Annotated in this window: 23 protein-coding genes and 1 tRNA gene; 18 read left to right on the forward strand and 6 right to left on the reverse strand. The window is 66.8% G+C overall.

What is annotated here, in order from left to right; genetic code table 11:
• The first annotated feature begins 62 nt into the window (after positions 1 to 62).
• The 3 genes from lpdA to RM543_RS09415 all read left to right on the forward strand — a co-directional run bounded on the left by lpdA (position 63) and on the right by RM543_RS09415 (position 3,126).
• Positions 63 to 1,457 carry a dihydrolipoyl dehydrogenase gene (gene lpdA / locus RM543_RS09405; RefSeq protein WP_311690882.1) on the forward strand — a complete coding sequence of 465 codons (1,395 nt, stop codon included), beginning with the start codon at positions 63 to 65 and terminating at the stop codon, positions 1,455 to 1,457.
• 162 nt (positions 1,458 to 1,619) lie between these two features.
• Positions 1,620 to 2,120, forward strand: coding sequence for a methanogen output domain 1-containing protein (locus RM543_RS09410; protein ID WP_311690883.1), 501 nt, complete (start codon positions 1,620 to 1,622; stop codon positions 2,118 to 2,120).
• On the forward strand, positions 2,098 to 3,126 hold the full coding sequence (locus tag RM543_RS09415) for a GGDEF domain-containing protein (protein ID WP_311690884.1): 1,029 nt from the start codon (positions 2,098 to 2,100) through the stop codon (positions 3,124 to 3,126). The genes RM543_RS09410 and RM543_RS09415 overlap by 23 nt, the downstream gene beginning before the upstream one ends.
• A 239-nt stretch (positions 3,127 to 3,365) precedes the next feature.
• On the opposite strand, the gene RM543_RS09420 is transcribed toward RM543_RS09415, so the two are convergent.
• Complete coding sequence (locus tag RM543_RS09420; RefSeq protein ID WP_311690886.1) at positions 3,366 to 3,707, reverse strand: DUF3140 domain-containing protein; 342 nt, start codon at positions 3,705 to 3,707, stop codon at positions 3,366 to 3,368.
• Between the two features lie 268 nt (positions 3,708 to 3,975).
• Here RM543_RS09420 and RM543_RS09425 point away from each other — a divergent pair, with 268 nt between their 5' ends.
• From RM543_RS09425 to RM543_RS09450, 6 genes are all read left to right on the forward strand, one after another.
• Complete coding sequence (locus tag RM543_RS09425; RefSeq protein ID WP_311690888.1) at positions 3,976 to 5,547, forward strand: Re/Si-specific NAD(P)(+) transhydrogenase subunit alpha; 1,572 nt, start codon at positions 3,976 to 3,978, stop codon at positions 5,545 to 5,547.
• 13 nt (positions 5,548 to 5,560) lie between these two features.
• Positions 5,561 to 7,000, forward strand: a complete 1,440-nt coding sequence (locus RM543_RS09430) for an NAD(P)(+) transhydrogenase (Re/Si-specific) subunit beta (RefSeq protein ID WP_311690890.1) — start codon at positions 5,561 to 5,563, stop codon at positions 6,998 to 7,000.
• A gap of 196 nt (positions 7,001 to 7,196) precedes the next feature.
• Positions 7,197 to 9,359: an esterase-like activity of phytase family protein gene (locus RM543_RS09435; RefSeq protein ID WP_311690892.1), complete on the forward strand. Its 2,163-nt coding sequence runs from the start codon at positions 7,197 to 7,199 to the stop codon at positions 9,357 to 9,359.
• A gap of 113 nt (positions 9,360 to 9,472) precedes the next feature.
• Positions 9,473 to 10,060 (forward strand): hypothetical protein, encoded by a 588-nt coding sequence (locus RM543_RS09440; RefSeq protein ID WP_311691367.1) that lies wholly within the window; start codon positions 9,473 to 9,475, stop codon positions 10,058 to 10,060.
• Positions 10,061 to 10,073: 13 nt separating this feature from the next.
• Entirely contained in the window at positions 10,074 to 11,234 is a 1,161-nt protein-coding gene (locus RM543_RS09445; RefSeq protein ID WP_311690894.1) for a M20 aminoacylase family protein, read from the forward strand.
• Between the two features lie 129 nt (positions 11,235 to 11,363).
• Positions 11,364 to 12,161, forward strand: a complete 798-nt coding sequence (locus RM543_RS09450; RefSeq protein WP_311690896.1) for a glycosyl transferase — start codon at positions 11,364 to 11,366, stop codon at positions 12,159 to 12,161.
• A gap of 76 nt (positions 12,162 to 12,237) precedes the next feature.
• On the opposite strand, the gene RM543_RS09455 is transcribed toward RM543_RS09450, so the two are convergent.
• The 3 genes from RM543_RS09455 to RM543_RS09465 form a co-directional block, all read right to left on the reverse strand.
• Entirely contained in the window at positions 12,238 to 13,452 is a 1,215-nt protein-coding gene (locus tag RM543_RS09455; RefSeq protein WP_311690898.1) for an NADP-dependent isocitrate dehydrogenase, read from the reverse strand.
• Between the two features lie 111 nt (positions 13,453 to 13,563).
• Entirely contained in the window at positions 13,564 to 13,797 is a 234-nt protein-coding gene (locus RM543_RS09460; protein WP_311690900.1) for a hypothetical protein, read from the reverse strand.
• Positions 13,798 to 13,804: 7 nt separating this feature from the next.
• On the reverse strand, positions 13,805 to 14,458 hold the full coding sequence (locus RM543_RS09465; protein WP_311690901.1) for an alpha/beta hydrolase: 654 nt from the start codon (positions 14,456 to 14,458) through the stop codon (positions 13,805 to 13,807).
• Between the two features lie 242 nt (positions 14,459 to 14,700).
• On the opposite strand from RM543_RS09465, the gene iscR reads away from it, so the two are divergent.
• The 9 genes from iscR to RM543_RS09510 all read left to right on the forward strand — a co-directional run bounded on the left by iscR (position 14,701) and on the right by RM543_RS09510 (position 22,619).
• Positions 14,701 to 15,159 carry a Fe-S cluster assembly transcriptional regulator IscR gene (gene iscR / locus RM543_RS09470; protein WP_311690903.1) on the forward strand — a complete coding sequence of 153 codons (459 nt, stop codon included), beginning with the start codon at positions 14,701 to 14,703 and terminating at the stop codon, positions 15,157 to 15,159.
• A gap of 40 nt (positions 15,160 to 15,199) precedes the next feature.
• Positions 15,200 to 16,249, forward strand: a complete 1,050-nt coding sequence (locus RM543_RS09475; RefSeq protein WP_311690905.1) for a cysteine desulfurase family protein — start codon at positions 15,200 to 15,202, stop codon at positions 16,247 to 16,249.
• 35 nt (positions 16,250 to 16,284) lie between these two features.
• A complete protein-coding gene (sufB, locus tag RM543_RS09480; RefSeq protein ID WP_311690907.1) occupies positions 16,285 to 17,808 on the forward strand; it encodes a Fe-S cluster assembly protein SufB in 1,524 nt (507 codons plus the stop codon).
• A gap of 32 nt (positions 17,809 to 17,840) precedes the next feature.
• Positions 17,841 to 18,158: a heavy metal-binding domain-containing protein gene (locus tag RM543_RS09485; protein ID WP_311690909.1), complete on the forward strand. Its 318-nt coding sequence runs from the start codon at positions 17,841 to 17,843 to the stop codon at positions 18,156 to 18,158.
• 79 nt (positions 18,159 to 18,237) lie between these two features.
• The gene (gene sufC, locus RM543_RS09490) at positions 18,238 to 18,990 is read left to right on the forward strand and encodes a Fe-S cluster assembly ATPase SufC (RefSeq protein WP_311690911.1); all 753 of its coding nucleotides are present in this window, start codon (positions 18,238 to 18,240) and stop codon (positions 18,988 to 18,990) included.
• A complete protein-coding gene (locus RM543_RS09495; RefSeq protein WP_311690913.1) occupies positions 18,990 to 20,282 on the forward strand; it encodes a SufB/SufD family protein in 1,293 nt (430 codons plus the stop codon). The genes sufC and RM543_RS09495 overlap by 1 nt, the downstream gene beginning before the upstream one ends.
• Before the next feature lie 2 nt (positions 20,283 to 20,284).
• Positions 20,285 to 20,788 carry a YIP1 family protein gene (locus RM543_RS09500; RefSeq protein WP_311690915.1) on the forward strand — a complete coding sequence of 168 codons (504 nt, stop codon included), beginning with the start codon at positions 20,285 to 20,287 and terminating at the stop codon, positions 20,786 to 20,788.
• A complete protein-coding gene (locus tag RM543_RS09505) occupies positions 20,785 to 21,399 on the forward strand; it encodes a YIP1 family protein (protein ID WP_311690917.1) in 615 nt (204 codons plus the stop codon). The genes RM543_RS09500 and RM543_RS09505 overlap by 4 nt, the downstream gene beginning before the upstream one ends.
• Positions 21,396 to 22,619 (forward strand): cysteine desulfurase, encoded by a 1,224-nt coding sequence (locus RM543_RS09510; protein ID WP_311690920.1) that lies wholly within the window; start codon positions 21,396 to 21,398, stop codon positions 22,617 to 22,619. The genes RM543_RS09505 and RM543_RS09510 overlap by 4 nt, the downstream gene beginning before the upstream one ends.
• Before the next feature lie 165 nt (positions 22,620 to 22,784).
• On the opposite strand, the gene RM543_RS09515 is transcribed toward RM543_RS09510, so the two are convergent.
• Positions 22,785 to 22,861 (reverse strand) — tRNA-Arg (locus RM543_RS09515).
• Between the two features lie 67 nt (positions 22,862 to 22,928).
• A complete protein-coding gene (locus RM543_RS09520) occupies positions 22,929 to 24,470 on the reverse strand; it encodes a malonate--CoA ligase (protein WP_311690922.1) in 1,542 nt (513 codons plus the stop codon).
• Positions 24,471 to 24,486 lie beyond the last annotated feature (16 nt).

Below are 24,486 nucleotides of genomic sequence, written 5' to 3' on the forward strand. Positions count from 1 at the left end.
CATCCTGCGCCCGCTGGAATAGTTTAACGCTTAACTATTCGTCAGAATCGGGAGGTCCCCTCATGGCCGACACCTACGACATGATCGTCATCGGCGCCGGACCGGGCGGCTACGTCGCCGCGATCCGGGGCGCGCAACTCGGCCTGAAGGTCGCCATCGTCGAGCGCGAGCACATGGGCGGGATCTGCCTCAACTGGGGCTGCATTCCGACCAAGGCGATGCTGCGCTCGTCGGAGGTGTTCCACCTGATGGAGCGCGCCAAGGACTTCGGCCTGAGCGCCGAGGGTATCGGCTACGACCTCGATGCGGTCGTAAAGCGCTCCCGCGGCGTGGCCAAGCAGCTGGCCTCCGGCGTCGGCCACCTGATGAAGAAGAACAAGGTCACGACGGTGATGGGCGAGGCCACGCTCACCGGCAAGGGCAAGGTGTCCGTCAAGACGGACAAGGGCACCGAGGAACTCTCCGCCAAGAACATCGTGCTCGCGACCGGTGCACGTGCGCGGAACCTGCCCGGCCTCGAGGCGGACGGCGAACGCGTCTGGTCCTACAAGCACGCTCTTCAGCCGCCGCACATGCCGAAGAAGCTCCTGGTCATCGGTTCTGGGGCCATCGGAATCGAATTTGCCAGCTTCTACAACACCCTGGGCGCCGAAACGACGGTGGTCGAGGTGATGGACAGGATCCTGCCCGTCGAGGATCCCGAGATCAGCGCCTTCGCGAAGAAGGCGTTCCAGAAGCAGAAGATGACCATCGTGGAGAAGGCCATCGTCAAGCAGCTGGACCGTGAGAAGGACAAGGTCACCGCTCATATCGAGGTGAAGGGCAAGGTCGAGACGCACGAATTCGACACCGTGATCTCCGCGGTCGGCATCGTCGGCAACGTCGAGAATCTCGGCCTCGAGGAGATGGGCGTCAAGGTCGACCGGACGCACGTGGTGGTGGACGAGTACTGCCGCACCGGTGTCGAGGGTCTCTACGCGATCGGGGACATCGCAGGCGCGCCCTGGCTCGCGCACAAGGCGTCCCACGAGGGGACCATGGTGGCCGAACTGATCGCCGGAAAGAACGACGTCCACCCCGTCCGCCCCGAGAGCATTGCCGGCTGCACCTACTGCCAGCCGCAGGTCGCCTCCGTCGGCTATTCGGAGGAAAAGGCCAAGGAGATGGGCTACGAGGTCAAGGTCGGGCGGTTCCCGTTCATCGGAAATGGCAAGGCGATCGCACTTGGCGAGGCGGAGGGGATGGTGAAGACCGTCTTCGACGCCAAGACCGGCGAGCTCCTCGGGGCACACATGATCGGCGCCGAGGTTACCGAACTGATCCAGGGCTACGTCGTCGGCCGCCAGCTCGAGACGACCGAAGAGGACCTGATGTCCACGGTCTTCCCGCACCCGACGCTGTCCGAGATGATGCACGAGAGCGTGCTCGATGCCTATGACCGCGTGATCCACATCTAGCACGCCGGTTCTTTCGGATCCGTAAAGGCGCGTCCTCCGGGGCGCGCCTTTTTCATGCGCAATCCGAGGAACATCCGCGGTTTTGCCACAATCCGTTAAGCAGTCCTTCACGCTTCGTGCGCAATGATGGGGGACAGATTGGCAAGCCACAGGACAGGTTCGATGGCAACCGGACGACAGGATACTGGCCTCACACCGGACGCGTTCTTCGCCGATATCGTCGGCGGTCTTGCCGGCGGGCTGGAGGAGAACATCGGTCTCAAGGGATCCGCCGCCTTCATCGGCGAGGTGGGAACAGAGATCGGCGACGACCTCTTCGACAAGTTCGACGCCGCGCGGAAGGACGGTGACTGGACACCGCAGGAAATCGGGGAGGTCTTGTGCGAGCTGAAGGCGCGGATCGGCGGGCAATTTGAGGTGGAGCACGCCTCGGACGGTGAAATCGTCCTGACCGCAACGCGCTGCCCCTTCGCCCACCGCGTTCGGGGCCGGCCCTCCTTGTGCATGATGACGACGACCGTCTTCGGAACGATCGTGTCCCGTGCCTCGGGCTATGCGGACGTCGTGATCGACGAGGCACTCGCGCGCGGTGACGCGGGCTGCCGGGTGACGGTGAAACTGCGCCGTGAAGGTACGCCCAATGGCTTCGAGTTCTTTCGATAAGGAGTTTCCGCTCGTCGTCGAACTGATCGCGGCCATGCCGGTGACGACCTTCCTCATCGATGACGAGGCGGTCGTTCTCGCCTGCAGCTCCGAATTGGACGCGCCGTTCTGGGCTGTGAAGCGGGGATGCCACCTGACGGACCATGTCGGGCGGACGGCAAATCGCCTGCTGAAGGCGATCCGGCGCGCACGCCGCAGCACCTTCCCGATCCGCGTCTTGCTGGACTGGGCGGGGGAGGACGCTCCTTTCATGTTGCGCCGCATCCGGCCTGACGGCACGGGCCGGCCGATCAACGTTCTGCAGGCGGATCGCTCCTGTATCCCGCTTGGAAAGCTGGCGGAGGACGCGGTGGAGACGCGACGCCTCGCGAAGTCCCTGGACCGGGCCAGGTTCCAGAATGACCGTCTGCGCGACGAGGCGGAGCGGCTGGAACAGAAAACGCTGACCGATCCCAAGACGGGATTGCGCAACGAGGTCGGCTTCGAGCGCGTCCTGCGCGGCGATCTCAAGGCCGAACGGACCGGCACACTGGCCTATATCGACCTGGACGGGTTCAAGGCAGTGAACGACACGATGGGCCACGAGGCGGGGGACCACGTGCTCCGCATCGTTGCACAACGCCTGTCGACTGCGATCCGTGAGCGCGATACGGCGGCGCGCCTCGGCGGCGATGAGTTCGCTGTCTGGTTTCCGGACTCCCGGGAGGACGACGAGTTGGCGCTGAGGGCGCGGCTCCTGAAGTCCTTCTCGGCACCGCTGTCGCCTTTTGACACGCCGTCCGGCGCGCCCCCGATCGTGATCGATGCATCGATAGGGATCGCCCATGCGCCGAGCGCCAATGCCACCTACGAGGCGCTGCTGCGCATCGCCGATGAAAGGATGTACGAGGACAAGCGCTGCCGCGCAGAGGTGCGGGCCGTGCGGACCGTGCCGAGTACGGACCTGACGGACCTGCCGGACCTGAGGGAGCTGAAGGTCGAGAGGTCCTGCTCGCGCCGCAACTGACAAGCCCTTTACGGGTGTGCTTTTGCCCGGCCTGTCATCCGCGCAAGTGGTGCCTCATGGGGTGCTGGCGATCCCCGAGCGGGCCGGCAGGTCGTCCCGTAACAGCACCCCGCTCAACGCGAGCGGTGCGATGCACCTCATCGGACGTTTTTCGCGTGCTCCAGCGCAAGCACGACGCGCCGGAACCAGCGTCCGTCAGGCCCCTGGGCCCGTCCTCCGGAACGCCCCGAACGCCCGGTTCACTTGCAGGGGTCGTGGCCCCAGTTCATCAGGCTGTAGCGCCACTTCGAGGTCTCCACGTCCTGTTTCGGGCCGCCTTGCTTGAGATGCCGGTGCACGTAGCCCGTAGCCTTCTTCATCCAGTCGTGGTCGTCCTCGGTGAGCTCGTCAACGGTCTTGCGCTTGATCTCGACGATGCGGCGCCCTGAATAATGGCCGGTGCTTTCGCCGTCGCTGTCATCCCCGACGGCCTTGCTCTCGTCGGTCTCCAGCCAGTCCTCCAGCTCCGAGGGGCTCATGTTCACCGCGTCGCGGAAGTCCTTGCGGATCTCGGTGCGGTCGTCGTCGTCGCGTTCGGCCATTGGCGTCTCCCGTAACTTTGCGCTTTTCCCAAACCCCGGTGCGCCGAGAGGTTCCCGGACCTCTGTCGGAGCATCCCCGGCGCGCCGGGCGACAGGCGCCGCCCCGGACCGCATGACGGCTAATCCCGAGGCACGAGCGCCGCCGAAACGCGGGGCTGATCACAGGAACTTGGCCGACGCGATTGTGGTCCAGCAGGCGCTGACCTAAAGTGCGGGCGCCCAAGCCCGGGCATATTGGACCATTCCACATCGAGGGAGGACGGCAAGAATGCTGATCGGAACGCCCGTCGAGACGTTCGAGGGCGAGAAGCGGGTCGCGATGACGCCGAAGAGCGTCGAGGACATCGCGAAACTCGGCCATTCCTGTCTGATCGAAACCGGGGCCGGTGCGGCCGCGGGTTTCTCGGACGCCGATTACGAGGCCGCCGGCGCAGACGTCGTACCGGATGCCAAGGCGCTGTACGACGAGGCGGACATAATCGCCAAGGTGCAGCCACCGAGCGATGCCGAGGTGGACATGCTTCGCTCCGGCCAGACGCTGATCTCCTTCTTCTGGCCGGTGGCCAACGAGGATCTTCTGGAGCGCGCCTCGGAGCGCGGTGCCACGATCATCGCGATGGACATGGTCCCGCGGATCTCCCGCGCCCAGAAAATGGACGCGCTGTCCTCCATGGCCAACATCGCCGGCTATCGCGCGGTGATCGAGGCGAGCGCCAATTTCGAACGGTTCTTCACCGGGCAGGTGACGGCGGCGGGCAAGGTGCCTCCGGCAAAGGTGCTCGTGGTCGGCGCCGGTGTCGCGGGTCTCGCGGCCATCGGCACGGCGACGTCTCTCGGCGCCATCGTGCGCGCCTTCGACGTGCGCCCCGAAGTGTCCGAGCAGATCGAATCGATGGGGGCCGAGTTCCTCTTCCTCGACTTCGAGGACAGCCAGGACAGCTCCGGGTCCGGCGGATACGCCGCGCCGTCCTCCCCCGAATTCCGCGAGAAGCAGCTCGAGCTGTTCCGCCAGCAGGCCCCCGATGTGGATATCGTCATCACCACGGCGCTGATCCCGAACCGGGAGGCGCCCGAGCTGTGGACCGAGGACATGGTCAAGGCCATGAAGCCGGGCTCCGTGATCGTCGACCTCGCCGCAGAGAAGGGTGGCAACTGCAAGCTGACGCAGAAGGACAAGAAGATCGTGACCGATAACGGCGTCACGATCGTCGGGTACACCGACTTCCCCTCGCGGATGGCGACGCAGTCCTCGACCCTCTACGCCACCAACATCCGGCACATGCTGACGGACCTGACGCCCGAGAAGGACGGCACGGTCAACCAGAACATGGAGGACGACGTGATCCGCGGGTCGACCGTCGCCCATGCCGGAGAGGTCACCTTCCCGCCGCCGCCGCCGAAGGTGAAGGCGATCGCCGCGGCACCGAAGAAGGCAGCGGCACGGGATCTGACGCCCGAGGAGAAGAAGGCGGCCGAGGCGGAGACCTTCCGCCAGCAGACCCGCTTCCAGGTCGGCTTGCTCGTCGCGGGTGGCCTGCTGATGCTCCTGATCGGGGCGTTCGCGCCGGCGAGCTTCCTGCAGCACTTCATCGTCTTCGCGCTGGCCTGCTTCGTGGGGTTCCAGGTCATCTGGAACGTGTCCCATGCCTTGCACACGCCGCTCATGGCGGTGACGAACGCGATCTCCGGCATCGTCATCCTCGGCGCGCTCCTGCAGATCGGGTCGAGTTCGTGGCTGGTCGTGATCCTCGCCTTCGTCTCGGTGTTCATCGCGACGATCAACGTCGTCGGCGGCTTCCTGGTCACGCGCCGGATGCTCGCAATGTTCCAGAAATCCTGAGGGGGCGCGGGAAATGTCCATCGGTATGACCTCAGCGGCCTACGTCGCCGCCGCCATCCTCTTCATCCTCTCGCTCGGCGGTCTGTCGAACCAAGAGAGCGCCAAGCGCGCTGTCTGGTACGGGATCATCGGCATGGCCATCGCGGTGATCGCGACGGTCTTCGGGCCGGGTGTCGAGAACATCATCCTCATCCTGCTCGCGGTCGCGGCGGGCGCCTTCGCGGGGCAATACGTCGCCGCCAAGGTGCAGATGACGGAAATGCCGCAGCTCGTCGCGGCGCTTCACTCCTTCGTCGGACTCGCGGCCGTCTTCATCGGTCTGAACGCCGATCTGGAGCTGACCGAGGTGCAGCGCACCATCGCCGAAGGGGGCTCCGTTCTGGAGCTGTCCGGGTTCTCGGCGGCGCTTGCGATGAAGGACGGTGTCGAGATCGCGATCATGAAGGTCGAGGTGTTCCTCGGCATCTTCATCGGCGCGGTGACCTTCACCGGCTCCGTCGTCGCCTTCGGCAAGCTGGCGGGCCGTGTCGACGGCAAGCCGAACAAGCTGCCGGGCGGGCACATGATCAATGCCGCGGCGCTGGCGGCCTGCGTCATCCTCGGCCTGATGTATTTCGGCGGGGCGGGTCTCTGGACCATGGTCCTCGTCGCGATCATCGCGGGCTTCATCGGCTGGCATCTCATCATGGGGATCGGCGGGGCGGACATGCCGGTCGTCGTCTCCATGCTGAACAGCTACTCGGGCTGGGCGGCCGCGGCGATCGGCTTCACGCTCGGCAATGACCTGCTGATCGTCACGGGGGCCCTCGTCGGCTCCTCGGGTGCGATCCTGTCCTACATCATGTGCCGGGCGATGAACCGGAAGTTCGTCTCCGTCATCCTCGGCGGCTTCGGCGGAACGTCCGGCCCGGCGGCAGAGATCGAAGGGGAGCAGGTCGCCATCGATGCGGACGGCGTCGCGGCGCTGCTCGAGGATGCGGACAGCGTCGTGATCGTGCCGGGCTACGGTCTGGCCGTGGCGCAGGCCCAAGGATCGGTGTCCGAGCTCGTCCGCCGTCTGCGCGGTCAGGGCAAGGAAGTGCGCTTCGCGATCCACCCCGTCGCCGGCCGTCTTCCGGGGCACATGAACGTGCTCCTCGCCGAGGCGAAGGTGCCCTACGACATCGTGCTGGAGATGGACGAGATCAACGACGACTTCCCGAACACGGACGTCGCCATCGTCATCGGCTCGAATGACATCGTGAACCCCGCCGCACAGGACGATCCGAACTCCCCCATCGCGGGGATGCCGGTCCTCGAAGTGTGGAAGGCGAAGAACGTCATCGTGTCCAAGCGCGGTCAGGGCACGGGCTATTCGGGCATCGAGAACCCGCTGTTCTTCAAGGACAACACGCGGATGTTCTACGGTGACGCCAAGGACTCGCTCAACAAGCTCCTGACCAAGCTCGGCTGAGCGGGCCCATTCGGGATCAAGACAAGGGGCCGTCCCAAGGGGGCGGCCCTTTTTCGTGGCGCCTCCCGCAAGCGTTCCCGTGATCGCAAGGAAGGGGCGCGTCGTCACGGCTGCGTTACATCCCTTTGGCATGGACCCCGCGAGCACCGCGATCAAGTCGCGGTGCCGGTCCGGATAACCAAGGGGGACAATCCGAGTGACACGCCAACTTCTATCCGCTGCGTCCGCAGCCGCGCTTCTTGCCGGCGCCGCCCATGCGCAGGGTACGGAGCAGAATTTCAATCGCATCGCGTCCTTCCCGGTCGCGCTCAACGCGCCCGAGGGATCCGGGGATGCAATGACATCCTCCGAGATCATCGCCGCGACCGAAGACGGGATGACCCTCGTCTACACCGACAGCCCGGCGATGACCGTCGGCTTCATCGGGATCGAGGATCCTGCCTCCCCCGAAGCGCTCGGGCGGATCGAGCTCGAGGGCGAGCCGACCTCCGTCGCGGTCGTGGGGCAGACCGCCTATGTCGCGGTCAACACCTCCGAGGATTACGTGAACACCTCGGGCGAGCTTCTGACGATCGACGTCGCGACGCAGGAGATCGTCTCCCGCTGCGATCTCGGCGGGCAGCCCGATTCCATCGCCGCGTCCGGGGACGGCGCCTTCCTGTCCATCGCCATCGAGAACGAGCGCGACGAGGATCTGGATGACGGCGTCCTGCCGCAGATGCCGGCGGGCTACCTCTCCATGATCGATCTCGGCGAGACCGGTGCGGAGTGCGACAGCCTGACCGAGGTGGACCTGACCGGACTTGCCGAGGTCGGCCCCTCGGATCCGGAGCCCGAATTCGTCGACATCAACGAGGACGGAGAGACGGTCGTCTCCCTTCAGGAGAACAACCACCTCGTCATCGTGAGCCGGGACGGCGAGATCCTCGCGGATTTCACGGCCGGGACCACGGATCTCGAGGGGATCGACACCAAGGATGACGGCGCGCTGGTGTTCGACGGGGCGCAGGACGAGCGCCGCCGCGAGCCCGACGCCATCGCCTGGATCGGAACGGACTACATCGCGACCGCCGACGAAGGCGACTACGAGGGCGGCTCCCGCGGCTGGACGGTCTTCAACCGCGACGGCACCGTGGCCTGGGAGGCCGGCGCGAGCTTCGAGCACGCCGCGGTGATGATCGGTCATTATCCCGACAAGCGCTCCGACGCGAAGGGCGTCGAGCCCGAATCCGTCGAGATCGGAACATTCGGCGATCTGCCGATGGCTTTCGTCGGCTCCGAGCGGGGCAGTGTCGTCGGCGTCTACGACATCACCGATCCCGGGGCGCCGGTCCTGCGCCAGATGCTGCCGTCTGGCATCGGGCCGGAGGGTCTGCTCGCCATCCCGTCCCGCAACCTTCTCGTCACCGCGAACGAGGAAGACCTGATCGAGGATGGCGGAGCGCGCAGCCACGTGATGATCTACGAGTTGCAGGATGGCCCGGCGGTCTACCCGCACCTGACCTCCGAGGGCATGGACGAGCTGACCGGCTGGGGCGCCCTGTCCGGCCTCGCGGCGGTGGACGACAGCACGCTCGTTGCCATCTCCGACAGCTTCTACGGCCTCGAGCCGAAGATCTTCACCATCGACGTCTCCCGGACGCCGGCTCGGATCACGGATGCTATGCTCGTCACGCGCGATGGCGATGCAGCCCAGAAGCTGGATCTCGAGGGCATCGCACTCGACGGTGAGGGCGGCTACTGGCTCGCCTCCGAGGGACGCACCGAGCGCGCGATCCCGCACGCGATCTACCACGTGGACGCGGGCGGCGAGATCGACCGGGAGATCGGCCTGCCCGAAGAGCTGTCCCATGTCGAGAAGCGGTTCGGCTTCGAGGGGATCACGATGCTGGAGGGGCGCCTCTGGATGGCCGTTCAGCGCGAATGGGCGGACGATGCCAAGGGCGAGGTCAAGCTCGTCTCCTACGATCCCGAGAGCGGCGAGTGGGGCGGCGTGCGCTACCCGCTGGAGACCCCGGAGGCGGGCTGGACCGGCCTGTCCGAAATCGTCGCGGACGGTGAGTGGGTGTACCTGATCGAGCGTGACAACCAGCTCGGGCAGAGCGCGGCGGTCAAGCAGATCACCCGCGTCGCGGCCTCGGCCCTCGAACCTGCCCCCCTTGGAGGCGAGCTGCCGCTGGTCGAGAAGGAAGTCGTTCGGGATCTGATCCCGGATCTTGTCGCCACGAACGGCTATGTTCAGGACAAGGTCGAGGGCCTCGCCATCACCGAAGGCGGCACGATGTGGATCGTCACGGACAATGACGGCGTGGACGACAGCTCCGGCGAGACGATGCTCTGGAGCGTTCCGCGCGACTGATCGCCTTGGCAGAATGACGCAACGCGCGGCGGCCCCCGGCAGGGGCCGCCGCTTGACGTTCCGGGGAGCGGGTCCCACGCTGCCGCTCCCTGCAGGACGATGAGGTGGGCGAGATGACGGATCGCGGCGTGCGCGGAGGGCTTGGTCACAATGGCGGGCCGACTTTGGAGCGGGGCGCCTCCTGGCGCCGGCACTGCTGGGGCGCGGCGCGGCGGCAGCTTTTGCCCACGCTTCCGCTCGAGGTCATCCGGACACGGGTGGCTCGGGCCAAGGCGCTCGGCCTCGACTATCCCACCTATGCGACGATCCGGGCGACTGGCGGCGGCGACATCGTCGCGTTCCTGTTCTCGAGCAACGCCCTGCGCCTCCTGCGGGAGAGGGACGAGCTGCCGAAGGCGCACACGGCAAAACTCTCCGCGATCGAACGGGCGGGGCGGATCGCGCTGGCCTGTCCCCCTCTCGAGGCGGCGCGGCTGGAGGCGCGGCTCAGAGAGAGCGGCGCACCTCTCGATGCGGCCCGCCCCGCGCCGGGCTTCCCGGCCGGATGGGGCCAACAGCGGGGGGCCCTGCTCGCGGCGCTCGCACCGGAGCGCCTTTCGCCGGGACGCGTGGTCCTCGTCGGTGATACCAGCTTCGAGCGCGAATGGTGCGCGGCCGGTATGCTGGCCGGCTACGTTCCCGCAGAAACCTACTTTTCCTGAGAGGAGATCGCCCTTGGCCCCCATCCGCAACCGTATCGCCGAGCTGCAGGACGAGATCGCGGCGTGGAGACGGGATTTCCACGCGAACCCCGAGCTCCTCTTCGATGTGCACCGTACCGCCGGGATCGTGGCGGGGAAGCTCGAGGAGTTCGGCTGCGACGAGGTGACGAAAGGGATCGGGGGGACCGGCGTCGTGGCCGTGATCGAGGGCAGGGGGCCGGGGCGCACCATCGGGCTCCGCGCGGACATGGACGCGCTGCCGATCACGGAAGCGACCGGCGTGCCCCATGCCTCCACCGCTCCGGGCGTGATGCATGCCTGCGGCCATGACGGGCATACCGCGATGCTCCTCGGGGCGGCGCGCTACCTGTCCGAGACGCGCAATTTCGACGGTCGCATCGTGCTGATCTTCCAGCCGGCCGAGGAGGGCGGCGGCGGCGGCCGGGAGATGTGCGAGGACGGCCTGATGACGCGCTGGGGCATCGAGGAGGTCTACGGGATGCACAACTGGCCGGGCGTCCCGCTCGGCACCTTCGCCATCAGAGCCGGCCCGTTCTTCGCCGCGACGGACCAGTTCGAGATCGAGGTGGTGGGCAAGGGCGCCCATGCCGCCAAGCCGCACGAGGGGGTGGACCCCGTGGTCGCGGCGTCCCATCTCGTTCTGGCGATCCAGTCCATCGCCTCCCGCCATGCCGATCCGGTGGAGCAGCTGGTGGTCTCGGTGACGGCGATCGAGAGCTTCTCCAAGGCCTTCAACGTGATCCCGCCGCGCGTGTCCCTGCGCGGTACGGTGCGGACGATGTCGCGCGAGATGCGGGCGCTGGCGCGCGAGCGGCTGGACGAGATCTGCGCCCATGTGCCGGCGGCGTTCGGGGCGCGGGCGGATGTCACCCACCTCGATGGCTACCCGGTCATGGCGAACCATCCCGGGGAAACCGTGTTCGCCGCCGAGGCCGCCACGGCGGTCTCCGGCGATTGCGCCGAGGCGCCCCTTGTCATGGGGGGCGAGGATTTCGCCTACATGCTGGAGGAGCGGCCCGGGGCCTATATCCTCCTCGGCAACGGCGACACCGCGCCGGTCCATCATCCCGAATACGAATTCGACGATGCCGCGATCCCGATGGGCGTGTCCTGGTGGGTTGAGGTCGCGGAGCGCCGTCTCGGCCGGCAATGAGCGAGGCCGGCGGCGATCGCCCTCGGGGAAGGCAGGCGCGCTTGCACCGGCGCGTCAGTGCCCCCCGGCGCGCGGGCCGACCCGGCCTCCGGCTTTCCTTCCGGCGCCGCCGCGGCTAAGCCCCCCGGCATGGCGACTGTCGTATGCATCAAGTGGGGGACGGCCTTCGGGCCGGCCTATGTGAACCGGCTCTATTCGGGCGTCCGGCGCAACCTGCGCAGTCCGGTGCGCTTTCTGTGCATGACGGAGCACTCGGAGGGCCTGCACCCCGATGTCGAGGTGCTGGAGCTTCCGCGGGAGCCCTTCGCGGAGGAGATGGAGGCCGCTCTGGCGGTCGCTGATCGCAAGGGGGCGATGCGGAAGGTGTCTCTCTTTCGTCCGGGATTGATCGAGGACTTGGAGGGACCTGTCCTCGGTTTCGATCTCGACGTCGTCGTCACGGGGCCGCTGGACGATCTCGTGGACGTCGCTCCGGGCTGCGTCGCCATGCGGGCGGACTGGGTCGAGGCCCGGCGGGGGCGGGCGACGGGGCACGGCTCGGTCTTCCGCTACGATCCGGCCCTCCATCCCTGGCTCTACGAGGAATTGGCCGCCGATCCAGCCTCCCGCGTCGCCTGGGCGCGCGGCTCCGAGCAGCGATATACGTCGACGCTCGCGCAGGAGCGCGGCGCGTTCGCCTACCTGCCGGAGGACCGGGTTGTGAGCTTCAAGCACGATTGCCTGCGCTGGCCGCCGATGAGTTACCTCCGCGAGCCGCATCTGCCGGCGGGCGCGTCCGTCGTGTGTTTCCACGGACGGCCGAAGATGGAGGAGGCCGTGGCAGGCTGGACCGGGATGGGCGGCCTGCGCCGCGCTCGGCCATGCGGCTGGCTGAAGGATCATTGGATCGACCGCACCCGCGCCGATCTCGGGGAGGGCTGGGGCTAGGCCCGCAGTCCACTCCTGTCCCGACCGCTCCCGGCCCGGTAGAGGGGGCGGCGCCCCTTGGACGCCGCCGCGGGACTCAGATCTGGAGGGTCTTGTCTAGGTTCTCGTCCAGCTTCTCGAGGAAGCCCATCGTGGTCAGCCAGGACTGCTCCGGGCCGACGAGGAGGGCGAGATCCTTGGTCATGTGGCCGCTCTCGACGGTATCCACGATGACCTTCTCCAAGGTCTCCGCGAAGGTCTTGAGCTGCGCGTTGTCGTCGAGCTTGGCGCGATGCTTGAGGGCGCCGGTCCAGGCGTAGATCGAGGCGATGGAATTGGTCGAGGTCTGCTTACCGGCCTGGTGCTGGCGGTAGTGGCGCGTGACCGTGCCATGGGCCGCCTCGGACTCGACGATCTTGCCGTCGGGCGTCATCAGGATGGATGTCATCAGGCCAAGCGAGCCGAAGCCCTGCGCGACGGTGTCGGACTGCACGTCCCCGTCGTAGTTCTTGCAGGCCCAGACATATCCGCCGGACCACTTGAGAGAGGAGGCGACCATGTCGTCGATCAGGCGGTGCTCGTACCAGATGCCGGCCTTCTTGAAATCGGCCTCGAACTCGGCTTCGAAGATCTCCTGGAACAGGTCCTTGAAGCGGCCGTCATAGGCCTTGAGGATCGTGTTCTTGGTGGAGAGGTAGACCGGCCAGCCCCGCAGCAGGCCGTAATTGAAGGAGGCACGGGCGAAGTCCCGGATCGACTCGTCGAGGTTGTACATCGCCATGGTCACGCCTGCACCGGGCGCCTGGAAGACCTCGCGTTCGATCGTCTCGCCGTCCTCGCCGACGAACTTGAGCGTCAGCGTTCCCTTGCCGGGGAAGTGGAAATCGGTCGCCTTGTACTGGTCGCCGTAGGCGTGCCGGCCGACGACGATGGGCTGCGTCCAGCCCGGCACGAGGCGGGGCACGTTGCGGCAGATGATCGGCTCCCGGAAGATGACGCCGCCGAGGATGTTGCGGATCGTCCCGTTGGGAGAGCGCCACATCTTCTTCAGGCCGAACTCCTCCACGCGGGCCTCGTCGGGCGTGATCGTCGCGCATTTGACGCCGACGCCGACCTCCTTGATCTTCTCCGCGGCGTCCACGGTGATCTGGTCGTCGGTCCGATCGCGCTCCTCGATGCCGAGGTCGTAATAGAGCAGGTCGATGTCGAGATACGGCAGAATGAGCTTCTGCTTGATGAAGTCCCACATGATGCGGGTCATCTCGTCGCCGTCGAGTTCGACGACGGGGCCGTCCACCTTGATCTTGCTCATCTTATGTCCCTCTGGTCCGCTTTGAAGGTCGTCCTCCCGCACGCGGGATCGACCTAGCGCGCAGAAGGGGAGAATGAAAGGCAAGCGTGGGGACAGGATGAACCGGGAGCGCTAGTCCGGCTTCGGCGCCTCGGGGGCATCCTTCAGGAACGACAGCAGGACGCCGCGCGCCCGCCGCTCGGCGAGACGGACGCGGACGGCCGTCAGGAAGGCCTCCTGCGTCGTCTGTGAGGTGTTGGAGAGGGTTCGGGACACCTCGTCGATCACCCTGTCGTCGCCGAGCCTGTCGGCGGCCTCGATGGCGTCCTTCGCGAGGCCGTCCGCGATATCCTCAGTGATCCCCACGCCCGTCTCAGCGCGTTGTTTCGGTGAGGCGGCGGCGGACGTAGGTGTCCACCGAAGAGAGCATCGGATCCATGTAGGGATCCTCGAAGAAGTGCCCGGCGCCTTCCATCTCCTCGTGGGTGATGGTGATGCCCTTCTGCTCCTGCAGCTTGCCGACGAGGGTGCGCGTGTCCTTCGGCGGAGCGACGCGGTCCGCCGAGCCGTTGATGATCAACCCGGAGGAGGGGCAGGGGGCGAGGAACGAGAAGTCGTACATGTTCGCCGGCGGAGAGACGGAGATGAATCCGGTGATCTCCGGCCGCCGCATCAGCAGCTGCATTCCGATCCAGGCGCCGAAGGAGAAGCCCGCGACCCAGCAATGCTTGGCGTTGGCGTTCTGCGACTGGAGGTAGTCGAGGGCGGAGGCCGCGTCCGACAGCTCGCCGACGCCCTGATCGTACTCCCCCTGGGACCGGCCGACGCCGCGGAAATTGAACCGCATCACGGTGAAGCCCATGCGGTAGAAGGTATAATGAAGGTTGTAGACGACCTTGTTGTTCATGGTGCCCCCGAATTGCGGATGGGGGTGCAGCATGATCGCGATCGGCGCATCCTTCTGCTTCTGGGGGTGGTAGCGGCCTTCGAGCCGTCCTTCGGGTCCGGGGAAGATAACCTCGGGCATCCACACCTCTTATCAGCGGCCACCGCCTCCTCGCCCTTGAGGGCGGCGGGGGGCGGCAGGGTCCGCTTGACCGGACACGCGCCGCATTCTAGAATAATTCTAATCTGAAGGCGAACCGCTCAGGGTCCGCCGCCACGGGTCAATGGCAGTTACGCCCCAGACGGGGCGACGTCAATGGATCACGGGCGGGGAGCAGGCGCCGGCTTCGGGACTTGAACGGGTCTGACGGAGAGGCAGGGATTATGAAGCTGAGCACGAAGGGACGATACGCGATGGTCGCGCTGGTCGATCTGGCGCTTGCATCGGATGAACGGCTTCTGACGCTGTCGGACATCGCCTCGCGCCAGAATATCTCCTTGCCCTACCTCGAACAGCTCTTCGTCAAGCTGCGCCGGGCCGGTCTCGTGGCGTCGGTGCGGGGGCCGGGAGGCGGCTACAAGCTGGCGCGTCCCGCCGCAGAGATCCGCGTGTCGGAGATACTGGACGCCGTGGACGAGACGGTGAGCGCGCTGCACACGGGCGCCGGCGCCAAGGGCGCGATATCCGGCAGCCGGGCGCAATCCATGACCAACCGGCTCTGGGAGGGGCTGTCGGCCCATGTCTACGTCTTCCTGCATCAGGCGCGGCTGTCCGACGTGACGAAGAACGCGCTCGCGCCTTGTCCGGCCGTGCCGCACCTGTTCCAGGTGGTGGATGAGTGAGCTGCGGCGGGGGCTCTTTGGGAAAGGCGAAGGCGGGCACGTGAACGGACACAGGACATATCTCGACTGGAATGCGACGGCCCCCCTGCGGCCCGGCGCGCGGCAGGCGATGCTTGCCGCGATGGATGCCGTCGGCAATCCGTCCTCGGTCCATGCCGAGGGCCGGGCGGCACGCGCCATCGTGGAGCGGGCGCGGGCGCAGGTCGCCGCGGCGTTCGGGGCGGACGGGGCGGATATCGTCTTCACCTCTGGCGCAACGGAGGCTGCGGCGCTGGCGCTCGAGGGACGGGGCCTCAGCTCTGCGCTGGTGGAACACGATGCCGTGGGCGCCTGGACGGACGGGACCCTGCCGGTGGATGCCGCCGGCCGCGTGACGGTCCTCGATGCGCCACGGACGGCGCTTCAGGCGGCGAACTCCGAGACGGGGATCCTGCAGGACCTGCCGGACGGTATCGCGGTCAGCGACATGACTCAGGCCTTCGGCAAGCTTCCGGTGGCGTTCAACTGGAGCGGCGCGTCCATGGCATTGATTTCGGCGCACAAGATCGGCGGGCCGAAGGGAATCGGCGCGCTGGTGATGCGGCGGGGCACGGAGCTTGCCGCGCGGATCCGCGGCGGTGGCCAGGAAGAGGGCCGGCGGGCGGGGACGGAGAACGTGTCCGCGATCGCGGGGTTCGGCGCGGCGGCAGAAGAGGCGGCGCGGGATCTCGATGCCGATGTCTGGGCCGGGGTGGCGAAACTTAGAGATATTCTAGAAAGTCGGCTGGAAGATGCCGTGACAGATGTTATCTGCGTGGGCAGAGACGCGCCGCGCCTGCCGAACACGAGCATGTTTCTCGTTCCCGGTTGGCGAGGAGAGACACAGGTCATGCAGATGGACCTCGCCGGGTTCGCCGTGTCCGCCGGATCGGCCTGTTCGAGCGGCAAGGTCCGGTCGAGCGGCGTGCTCAAGGCGATGGGATACGACGAGGACGAGGCCGGATGCGCGATCCGTGTCTCCCTCGGACCGGAGACGACGGAAGAAGATGTGCGCCGCTTCGCAGAGGCGTGGACGGCGCGGTACCGCAAATGGCGGGAGAGGGCGGCCTGAGGGCCGCTTCCCCGACGAATGACAGGGATCACACGATGACCGCACCCGATGGAAAGCTGGAGGTTCGCGAGGGCGTCGACCGCGAGACGGTGGAAACCGTCGCGAACATGGGCGCCTACAAGCACGGCTGGAATACCGAAATCGAAATGGATTTCGCGCCGAAGGGTCTGGACGAGAGCATCGTCCGGCTGATCTCCGAGCGCAACGAGGAGCCGGGCTGGATGACCGAGTGGCGTCTCGAGGCGTTCGAGCGCTGGCAGACCAAGACCGAGCCGGACTGGGCGATGCTCAACATCACGCCCATCGATTACCAGGAGCAGTATTACTACGCCCGGCCCGCCACCATGCGCGAAAAGCCGAAATCGCTGGACGAGGTGGATCCCAAACTCCTCGAAACCTATCAGAAGCTCGGGATTCCGCTGAAGGAGCAGGCGATCCTCGCAGGCGTCGATGGGGCCGAGGACGCTCCGGCCGAGGGGCGTCGCGTGGCCGTCGATGCCGTCTTCGACAGCGTCTCGGTCGGCACGACCTTCAAGGAGGAACTGGCGAAGGCCGGCGTGATCTTCTGCTCGATCTCCGAGGCGATCCGCGAGCATCCCGAACTCGTCAAGAAGTACCTCGGCTCCGTCGTGCCCCAGTCGGACAACTACTTCGCCACGCTGAACTCCGCGGTCTTCTCCGACGGCTCGTTCGTCTATGTCCCGCCGGGCGTGCGCTGCCCGATGGAACTCAGCACCTATTTCCGCATCAACGCCGAGAATACCGGCCAGTTCGAGCGGACGCTGATCATCGCCGACAAGGGGTCCTACGTCTCCTATCTCGAAGGGTGCACCGCGCCGCAGAGGGACACCGCCCAGCTTCACGCGGCGGTCGTCGAGATCATCGCCGAGGAGGACGCGGAGGTGAAGTACTCCACCGTCCAGAACTGGTTCCCGGGCGACGAGAACGGCAAGGGCGGCATCTACAACTTCGTCACCAAGCGGGCCGATTGCCGGGGCGACCGCTCCAAGGTGATGTGGACGCAGGTCGAGACCGGCTCGGCAATCACCTGGAAGTACCCGTCGTGCATCCTGCGCGGCAACGAAAGCCAGGGCGAGTTCTATTCCATCGCCATCACCAACAACTGGCAGCAGGCCGATACCGGCACCAAGATGATCCATCTCGGCCGGGATACGCGCTCGCGCATCGTCTCCAAGGGGATCAGCGCCGGACATGCCCAGAACACCTATCGCGGGCAGGTGGCGATGCATCCCAAAGCGAAGGACAGCCGCAACTACACCCAGTGCGACAGCCTTCTGATCGGCTCCGAATGCGGGGCGCACACGGTGCCTTATATCGAGGTGCGCAACAATTCGAGCCGGGTGGAGCACGAGGCGACCACGTCCAAGGTCGATGACGACCAGCTCTTCTACTGCCGCCAGCGCGGCATGGACGAGGAGGAGGCCGTTGCGCTCGTGGTGAACGGGTTCTGCAAGGAAGTGCTGCAGGCGCTGCCCATGGAATTCGCGATGGAAGCGCAGCAGCTCGTCGCGATCTCGCTCGAGGGGTCCGTGGGCTGATGGCGTTGTTCGGAGGCAGGGAGAGCCGCGACATGCTCGTGACCACCACGCAGAGTGTCGAGGGCCGGCCGGTGGCCGAGTATCTCGGCATCGTCACCGGGGAAGCGATCCTCGGGGCGAACATCTTCCGCGATCTCTTCGCCGGGGTGCGGGACATCGTTGGCGGCCGTTCGGGCGCCTACGAGAAGTCCTTGCGCGAGGCTCGGGAGACCGCGCTTGCGGAGATGAAGGAAGAGGCGGAGCGCCTTGGCGGCAACGCCGTGATCGGCGTCGATCTCGACTACGAGGTCGTCGGCAAGGAATCCGGAATGCTGATGGTCAGCGCCTCGGGTACCGCGGTCCGCCTCTAGCGCCACCCGCGCACCATGACAGACAGCGAGGGGGCCCCATGCGCGGGCCGCCTCCCCGACATACGAGGACGACAAAGACATGCTCGATATCAAGAACCTGCACGTGAAGCTCGAGGAAGAGGACAAGGCGATCCTCAAGGGGCTCGATCTTAAAGTCGAGACCGGCAAGGTCCACGCCATCATGGGGCCGAACGGCTCCGGCAAGTCCACGCTCTCCTACGTGCTCTCGGGCCGGGACGGCTACGAGGTGACGGACGGGTCGGCCCAGCTCGAGGGCGAGGACATCCTGGAGCTGGAGCCCGAAGAGCGCGCCGCCGCGGGCCTCTTCCTCGCGTTCCAGTACCCGGTGGAGATCCCCGGCGTCGGCAACATGACGTTCCTGCGCACGGCCTACAACGCCCAGCAGAAGGCGCGCGGCAAGCCCGAGATCAGCGCGGCCGAGTTCCTCAAGCTCATCCGCGAGAAGGCGGCCGAGCTGCAGATCGATGCCGACATGCTGAAGCGGCCCGTCAACATGGGCTTCTCCGGCGGTGAGAAGAAGCGCAACGAGATCCTGCAGATGGCGGTTCTCCAGCCGAAGATGTGCATCCTCGACGAAACCGATTCCGGTCTCGACGTGGACGCGATGCGCCTTGTCGCCGACGGTGTGAACAAGCTGCGGGATGCGGGCCGGTCCTTCCTCGTCATCACGCACTACCAGCGCCTTCTCGATCACATCGTGCCGGACGTGGTTCACATCATGTCGAACGGCCGGATCGTGAAGACGGGCGGTCCGGATCTCGCCCTCGAGGTGGAGAAGAACGGCTACGCCGAGTTCCTGGAGGACGCGTGATGGCATTGCCGCAGGCGAAACAGGACGCGACCGACGCACGGCTTGCCGCGCTCACGATGCCCTCCGGGGGCGCATGGATCACCCAGATCCGTGAGGCGGCCCGCTCGCGTCTGGCCGATATGGGGCTTCCCGGCCGGAGGGACGAATACTGGCGCTGGACCAATCCTGCGACGCTCAACGCCCCTGAGGCGGACACCGCGGCGCTCCACGACGGCGAGTCGGAGATGCTGTTCGGCGAGCATGATCGCCTGACCCTCGTCTTCACCGATGGCGTGCTCGACACGGGCAAATCGGACGATCTGGCGCTCGAGGGCGTCGAGATCGAGACGCTGGAGGGTGCGGGCTCGGCGGATATCCACTGGGCGCGGGACGTCTACGGTCAGCTCGAGGCGGCCGGGCAAAGCCCGGTGGCGCGGCCCTTCGCGGTGCTGAACACGGCCTATGCGACGAGCGGCCTCGTGATCCGGGCGACCGGCAAGGCGGCGAGACCCATCCACATCCATCACGCCCGATCCGAGGCGGGGGCGGACACGATGGTGCGTCTCGTCGTGCGCGTCGAGAGCGGCGCCGAGTTGACGATCCTGGAAGACGGACCGGCCGCGGCGCGGATGAACATGGTGATGGAAGTGGACGTGGCCTCCACCGGCGCCTTCCACCATGTCCGCGCGCAGGGCAGGGCGCCCGAGCGGCGGGCGATCACCCATGTCTTCGCGCGGCTCGGGCAGGAGAGCACCTTCAAGTCGTTCACACTGACCGCGAATGGCGCTCTCACCCGCAACGAGGCGGTGATCGAGTTCACCGGGGACGACGCGGCCGCCCACGTTGCCGGCGCCTGCCTCGGGGACGGCAAGGACTTCCACCACGACGACACCGTCTTCGTCACCCACGGAGCCGAGCGCTGCGAGAGCCGTCAGGTCTTCAAGAAGGTGCTGCGCAACGGTGCGACCGGGATCTTCCAGGGCAAGATCCTTGTCCGCGAGGGGGCCCAGAAGACGGATGGCTACCAGATCAGCCAGTCGCTCCTTCTGGACGAGGACAGCACCTTCCTCGCGAAGCCGGAACTGGAAATCTATGCCGACGACGTCGTCTGCTCGCACGGCTCGACGTCGGGCGCCATCGACGAGGAAGGCAAGTTCTACCTTCGCTCGCGGGGGATCCCGGAGGACCAGGCGACGGACCTGATGACCATCGCGTTCATCGCCGAAGCTATCGCGGAAATCGAGGACAGCTCCCTTGGCGAGCAGATGCTGGCGCGTCTCGAGGACTGGCTGGCCCGGCGCCGGGGCGACTGACCATGGGCGTCGCCGCCGACATGCTCGCAAGCTGGCGCGCGCCGCGGGCCGTGTTCCGGCGGCGTCTCTCCGCGGGGCAGAGGGAGGATCGCGCCGCGGCCCTCCTTCTCCTCGCCTGCGCGCTTCTGTTCGTGTCGTCCTGGCCGATCCTGGCCCGCGCGGCGCATCTCGATCCGGACGGGCCGCCGCTCGACATGCGCCTCGGGGGCGCGCTCCTCGGCTGGGTCTGCCTCGCGCCGCTGGTCTTCTATGCCGTGGCCGGCCTGTCCCACCTCGCCCTGCGGCCGTTCGGTGGACGGGGGAGTTTCTACGCCGCGCGCCTCGCGCTCTTCTGGTCTCTCCTCGCCGCCGCGCCGCTTTGGCTTCTTCACGGTCTTGCCGCCGGGCTTGCCGGGCCCGGGCCGATCCTCACGATCGTCGCCTCGGTCGCGACGCTCGCTTTTTTCGCGATCTGGGGCGCGTGTCTCTGGGAAGCGGAGCGGGGACGGGGCAGGGTGGCCGCATGAGCGACAGAGAACTCCCATCCGTCCCCGCCCTCCTCGGCCTCTCCCTGCGCGATCCGAAAGCGACCGTCGCGGTCATTCGTGCGCTCGGGATTCCGCTCCATGCGGCATGGATGGCCCTCGCGCTGTCCGTCATCCTCGGCACGCTTCTGGCGACGATGTCGGCCGGGGTCGCGACGACGGATCTGCCGCAGGACGACGAATACGCCGCCATCCTGATGCTCTTCGGCAACCCCATGATCCTCGCGGCCATGCAAGGGGGGCTTCTCGCGCTTGGAACGGTGTTCCTGCACAAGGTCGCCGAGCGGATGGGCGGACGGGGAGAGCTTTCGGATGCCGTCGCGATCTCCGCCTGGCTTCAGTTCGTCCTCGTCTGCATCCAGGCGATCCAGGCGCTGCTTCTGCCCGTCGCTCCCGGCCTCTCCGGACTTCTCGGCCTGGCCGCCGTCCTGATCTTCTTCTGGCTGCTCGCCCAGTTCGGAACCGCGCTCTACGGCTTCGGCTCCCCGTGGCTCGTCCTCGGCGGGGCCATGACCGCGCTGCTCTTCCTCGCGGTCGGGATGGCGATCCTCTACGCGATTCTCATTCTCTTCATCGGGGGCGTTCCCGCATGACCTACGACGTGAGCGCGATCCGCGCCGACTTCCCGATCCTCTCCCGCGAGGTGAACGGCAAGCCGCTCGTCTACCTCGACAACGGAGCCTCGGCGCAGAAGCCGCAGGCCGTGATCGATGCCGTGACGCGCGGGTACGCTGAAGAATATTCCAACGTTCACAGAGGCTTGCATTACCTTTCTAATGTTGCGACCGACAAGTACGAAAGCGTCCGCGGCAAGATCGCGCGCTTTCTGAACGCCCCGTCGGAAGACGAGATCATCTTCACCACAGGCACGACGATGGGGATCAATCTCGTCGCCTATTCCTGGGCGATGCCACGCATGGAGGCGGGGGACGAGATCGTCCTGTCCGTGATGGAGCACCATGCCAACATCGTTCCCTGGCACTTCCTGCGTGAGCGTCAGGGCGTCGTCATCAAGTGGGTCGACGTGGACGAAAGCGGCGCGCTCGATCCGCAGGCCGTGATCGATGCAATCGGCCCGAAGACCAAGCTCGTCGCCGTCACTCACATGTCCAACGTCCTCGGCACGGTGGTGGACGTCGAAGCCATCGTCGAGGGGGCGCATGAGGCCGGCGTTCCGGTCCTCGTGGATGGCAGCCAGGCGGCCGTGCATCGCCCGGTGGACGTTGCCGCGATCGGCGCCGATTTCTATCTCTTCACCGGCCACAAGCTCTACGCACCGTCCGGCTCGGGCGGGATGCATGTCCGCCCCGAGCGGCTCGCCGAGATGCGCCCTTTCCTCGGGGGTGGCGACATGATCCGCGAGGTCCACAAGGACGAGGTGATCTACGCCGATCCGCCGATGCTGTTCGAGGCGGGCACCCCCTCCATCGTCGCCCAGATCGGCCTCGGTGCGGCCATCGACTACGTCTCCGCGATCGGCATGGAGAACATCGCGGCGTGGGAGGCCGAGCTCGCGCTTTATGCGCGGGAGAAGCTGACGGGTCTGAACTGGCTGCACATCCAGGGGCAGGCTCCGAGCAAGGGCGCGATCTTCTCCTTCACGCTCGACGGCGCCGCGCATCCGCATGACATCGCGACCGTTCTGGACAAGAAGGGCGTCGCCGTTCGAGCGGGGCACCATTGCGCGGGCCCCCTGATGGACAGGCTCGGCGTCAGCGCCACCTGCCGCGCGTCCTTCGGGATGTACAACACCAAGTCGGAGGTCGACACGCTGGTGGACGCCCTGGAGCTCTGCCACGACCTTTTCGCCTGACGCGGACGCAGGCCTAAGGGGTGACGGCTTCAGCGGCGCGGGCAGGGCCTGTTGCGCTCTGACCAGGAACAGCGTGAGGCTCAACGGGCCGACCCCAGGCCTCACGCGACATCGCTGCACGGCGAGGCGTCTGGCGCGTCAATCGAAAGCGATCATGTCAGTAAATGGTGCACCCGATAGGATTCGAACCTATGGCCTCTGCCTTCGGAGGGCAGCGCTCTATCCAGCTGAGCTACGGGTGCCTTGGGGCGTCTCCTACTGGATGCGGACATCCTCCGCAAGCGTAAGATCGGAGGGCTGCCTGCGGCGTCAACGCGGGGCCTCTTCGCCCCCTCGGCTGGCCGAAAAGCGGCGCCGGAGCTCTGCCTTCTGGACCTTCCCCATGGTGTTGCGCGGCAGCTCTTCGACGACCTCGTAGCCCCTTGGCTGCTTGTAGCGCGCGAGTGTCTCGCCGAGCCGCGCCGCGATCGCGTCCAGATCCGGGGTGGCGCCCGGCGAGGGAACGAGGATGGCGACCGGAACCTCGCCCAGATCGGCATCGGGGCAGCCGATGACCGCGCTTTCGAGAACGCCCTCCATCTCGTCCAGAATTTCTTCGATTTCCTTGGGGTAGACGTTGTATCCCCCCGAAATCACGAGGTCCTTGTCCCGGCCGACGATCGTGAGGTAGCCGTCCTCGTCCAGCCGGCCGAGATCGCCGGTGATGAAGAACCCGTCGGGGCGGAACTCGGCGGCGGTCTTCTCGGGCATGTTCCAGTACCCTTTGAAAACGTTCGGTCCGCGTACCTCGACGATGCCCGTCTCGCCCTGCGGCACGGGCGCGCCGCTCTCCCGGTCGACGACGCGCAGCTCGACGCCGGGCAGGGGGCGGCCGACCGTGCCGGGCTTGCGCGCGCCCTCGTAGGGGTTGGAGACGGACATGTTCGTCTCCGTCATGCCGTAGCGCTCCAGGATGCGGTGCCCCGTGCGGGCCTCGAAGTCCCGATGGGTCTCGGACAGAAGCGGCGCGGAGCCGGAGATGAAGAGACGCATCCCCCCCGCGACCTCCGCCGTGAAGCCCGGATCGGCCAGAAGGCGGGTATAGAAGGTCGGCACGCCCATGAGCGCAGTCGCCTCGGGCATCCAGCGGACCAGCTCGGCGGTGTCGAGTTTCGGCATGAGCACCATGGCGCCGCCGGCGGCGAGGGTCACGTTGGTGGCGACGAAGAGGCCGTGGGTGTGGAAGATCGGCAGCGCATGAAGCAGCGTGTCGGCCTCGGTGAACTGCCAGTGCTCCCGGAGCGTCAGGGCGTTGGACGCGAGGTTGGCATGGGTCAGCATCGCGCCCTTGCTGCGCCCCGTGGTGCCGGAGGTGTAGAGAAAGGCGGCAAGGTCGTCATCCGTCCGGGGCTCGGCGCCGGGGAAGGCGGCGGCATCAATGGCCAGATCTGCCAGCGTCCCGGTGCCGGCCGCGTCCAGCGTCAGGAGCCGCGCACCCGCAGCCTCGCAGACGGGAGCGAGCGTCTCCTCGGAGGAGGGATCGCAGACGAGGATCCGCGCGGCGCTGTCCTCGACGAAGTAGGAGACCTCGGCCGCCGTGTACCCGGTATTGAGCGGCAGGTAGATCAATCCGGTGCGCACGCAGGCGGCATAGAGCGCGAGGGCGTCCGCCGACTTGGCAGCCTGCACCGCGACGCGGTCTCCCGGCGCGAGCCCCGCCTGCCGCAGCGCGCCTGCGAGGCGGGCGGAGTGGCCCAGGAACTCGGCGTAGGAGATCGTCCGTCCGTCCGGCAGGTGCAGGAAGATCGACTCCGAACCCTCGTGCGGGGCGAACAGCGTATCCCACAGGGCGTTTCCGGTCAGCGTGGTCATCCGGGGGGGTGCTCCT

It is taken from the genome of Tropicimonas omnivorans, assembly GCF_031846565.1.
Classification (GTDB): domain Bacteria; phylum Pseudomonadota; class Alphaproteobacteria; order Rhodobacterales; family Rhodobacteraceae; genus Tropicimonas_B; species Tropicimonas_B omnivorans.

Excerpts from the sequence above, each read along its gene's own strand:
- RM543_RS09465 (WP_311690901.1), bottom strand. The coding sequence starts at position 14,458 with ATGCCCGAGGTTATCTTCCCCGGACCCGAAGGACGGCTCGAAGGCCGC.
- RM543_RS09440 (WP_311691367.1), top strand. The coding sequence starts at position 9,473 with ATGACGGATCGCGGCGTGCGCGGAGGGCTTGGTCACAATGGCGGGCCG.
- RM543_RS09425 (WP_311690888.1), top strand. The coding sequence starts at position 3,976 with ATGCTGATCGGAACGCCCGTCGAGACGTTCGAGGGCGAGAAGCGGGTC.
- RM543_RS09430 (WP_311690890.1), top strand. The coding sequence starts at position 5,561 with ATGTCCATCGGTATGACCTCAGCGGCCTACGTCGCCGCCGCCATCCTC.
- RM543_RS09450 (WP_311690896.1), top strand. The coding sequence starts at position 11,364 with ATGGCGACTGTCGTATGCATCAAGTGGGGGACGGCCTTCGGGCCGGCC.
- sufB (WP_311690907.1), top strand. The coding sequence starts at position 16,285 with ATGACCGCACCCGATGGAAAGCTGGAGGTTCGCGAGGGCGTCGACCGC.
- sufC (WP_311690911.1), top strand. The coding sequence starts at position 18,238 with ATGCTCGATATCAAGAACCTGCACGTGAAGCTCGAGGAAGAGGACAAG.
- RM543_RS09495 (WP_311690913.1), top strand. The coding sequence starts at position 18,990 with ATGGCATTGCCGCAGGCGAAACAGGACGCGACCGACGCACGGCTTGCC.
- RM543_RS09505 (WP_311690917.1), top strand. The coding sequence starts at position 20,785 with ATGAGCGACAGAGAACTCCCATCCGTCCCCGCCCTCCTCGGCCTCTCC.
- RM543_RS09410 (WP_311690883.1), top strand. The coding sequence starts at position 1,620 with ATGGCAACCGGACGACAGGATACTGGCCTCACACCGGACGCGTTCTTC.
- RM543_RS09415 (WP_311690884.1), top strand. The coding sequence starts at position 2,098 with ATGGCTTCGAGTTCTTTCGATAAGGAGTTTCCGCTCGTCGTCGAACTG.
- iscR (WP_311690903.1), top strand. The coding sequence starts at position 14,701 with ATGAAGCTGAGCACGAAGGGACGATACGCGATGGTCGCGCTGGTCGAT.
- RM543_RS09500 (WP_311690915.1), top strand. The coding sequence starts at position 20,285 with ATGGGCGTCGCCGCCGACATGCTCGCAAGCTGGCGCGCGCCGCGGGCC.
- RM543_RS09520 (WP_311690922.1), bottom strand. The coding sequence starts at position 24,470 with ATGACCACGCTGACCGGAAACGCCCTGTGGGATACGCTGTTCGCCCCG.
- RM543_RS09485 (WP_311690909.1), top strand. The coding sequence starts at position 17,841 with ATGCTCGTGACCACCACGCAGAGTGTCGAGGGCCGGCCGGTGGCCGAG.
- lpdA (WP_311690882.1), top strand. The coding sequence starts at position 63 with ATGGCCGACACCTACGACATGATCGTCATCGGCGCCGGACCGGGCGGC.
- RM543_RS09510 (WP_311690920.1), top strand. The coding sequence starts at position 21,396 with ATGACCTACGACGTGAGCGCGATCCGCGCCGACTTCCCGATCCTCTCC.
- RM543_RS09420 (WP_311690886.1), bottom strand. The coding sequence starts at position 3,707 with ATGGCCGAACGCGACGACGACGACCGCACCGAGATCCGCAAGGACTTC.
- RM543_RS09455 (WP_311690898.1), bottom strand. The coding sequence starts at position 13,452 with ATGAGCAAGATCAAGGTGGACGGCCCCGTCGTCGAACTCGACGGCGAC.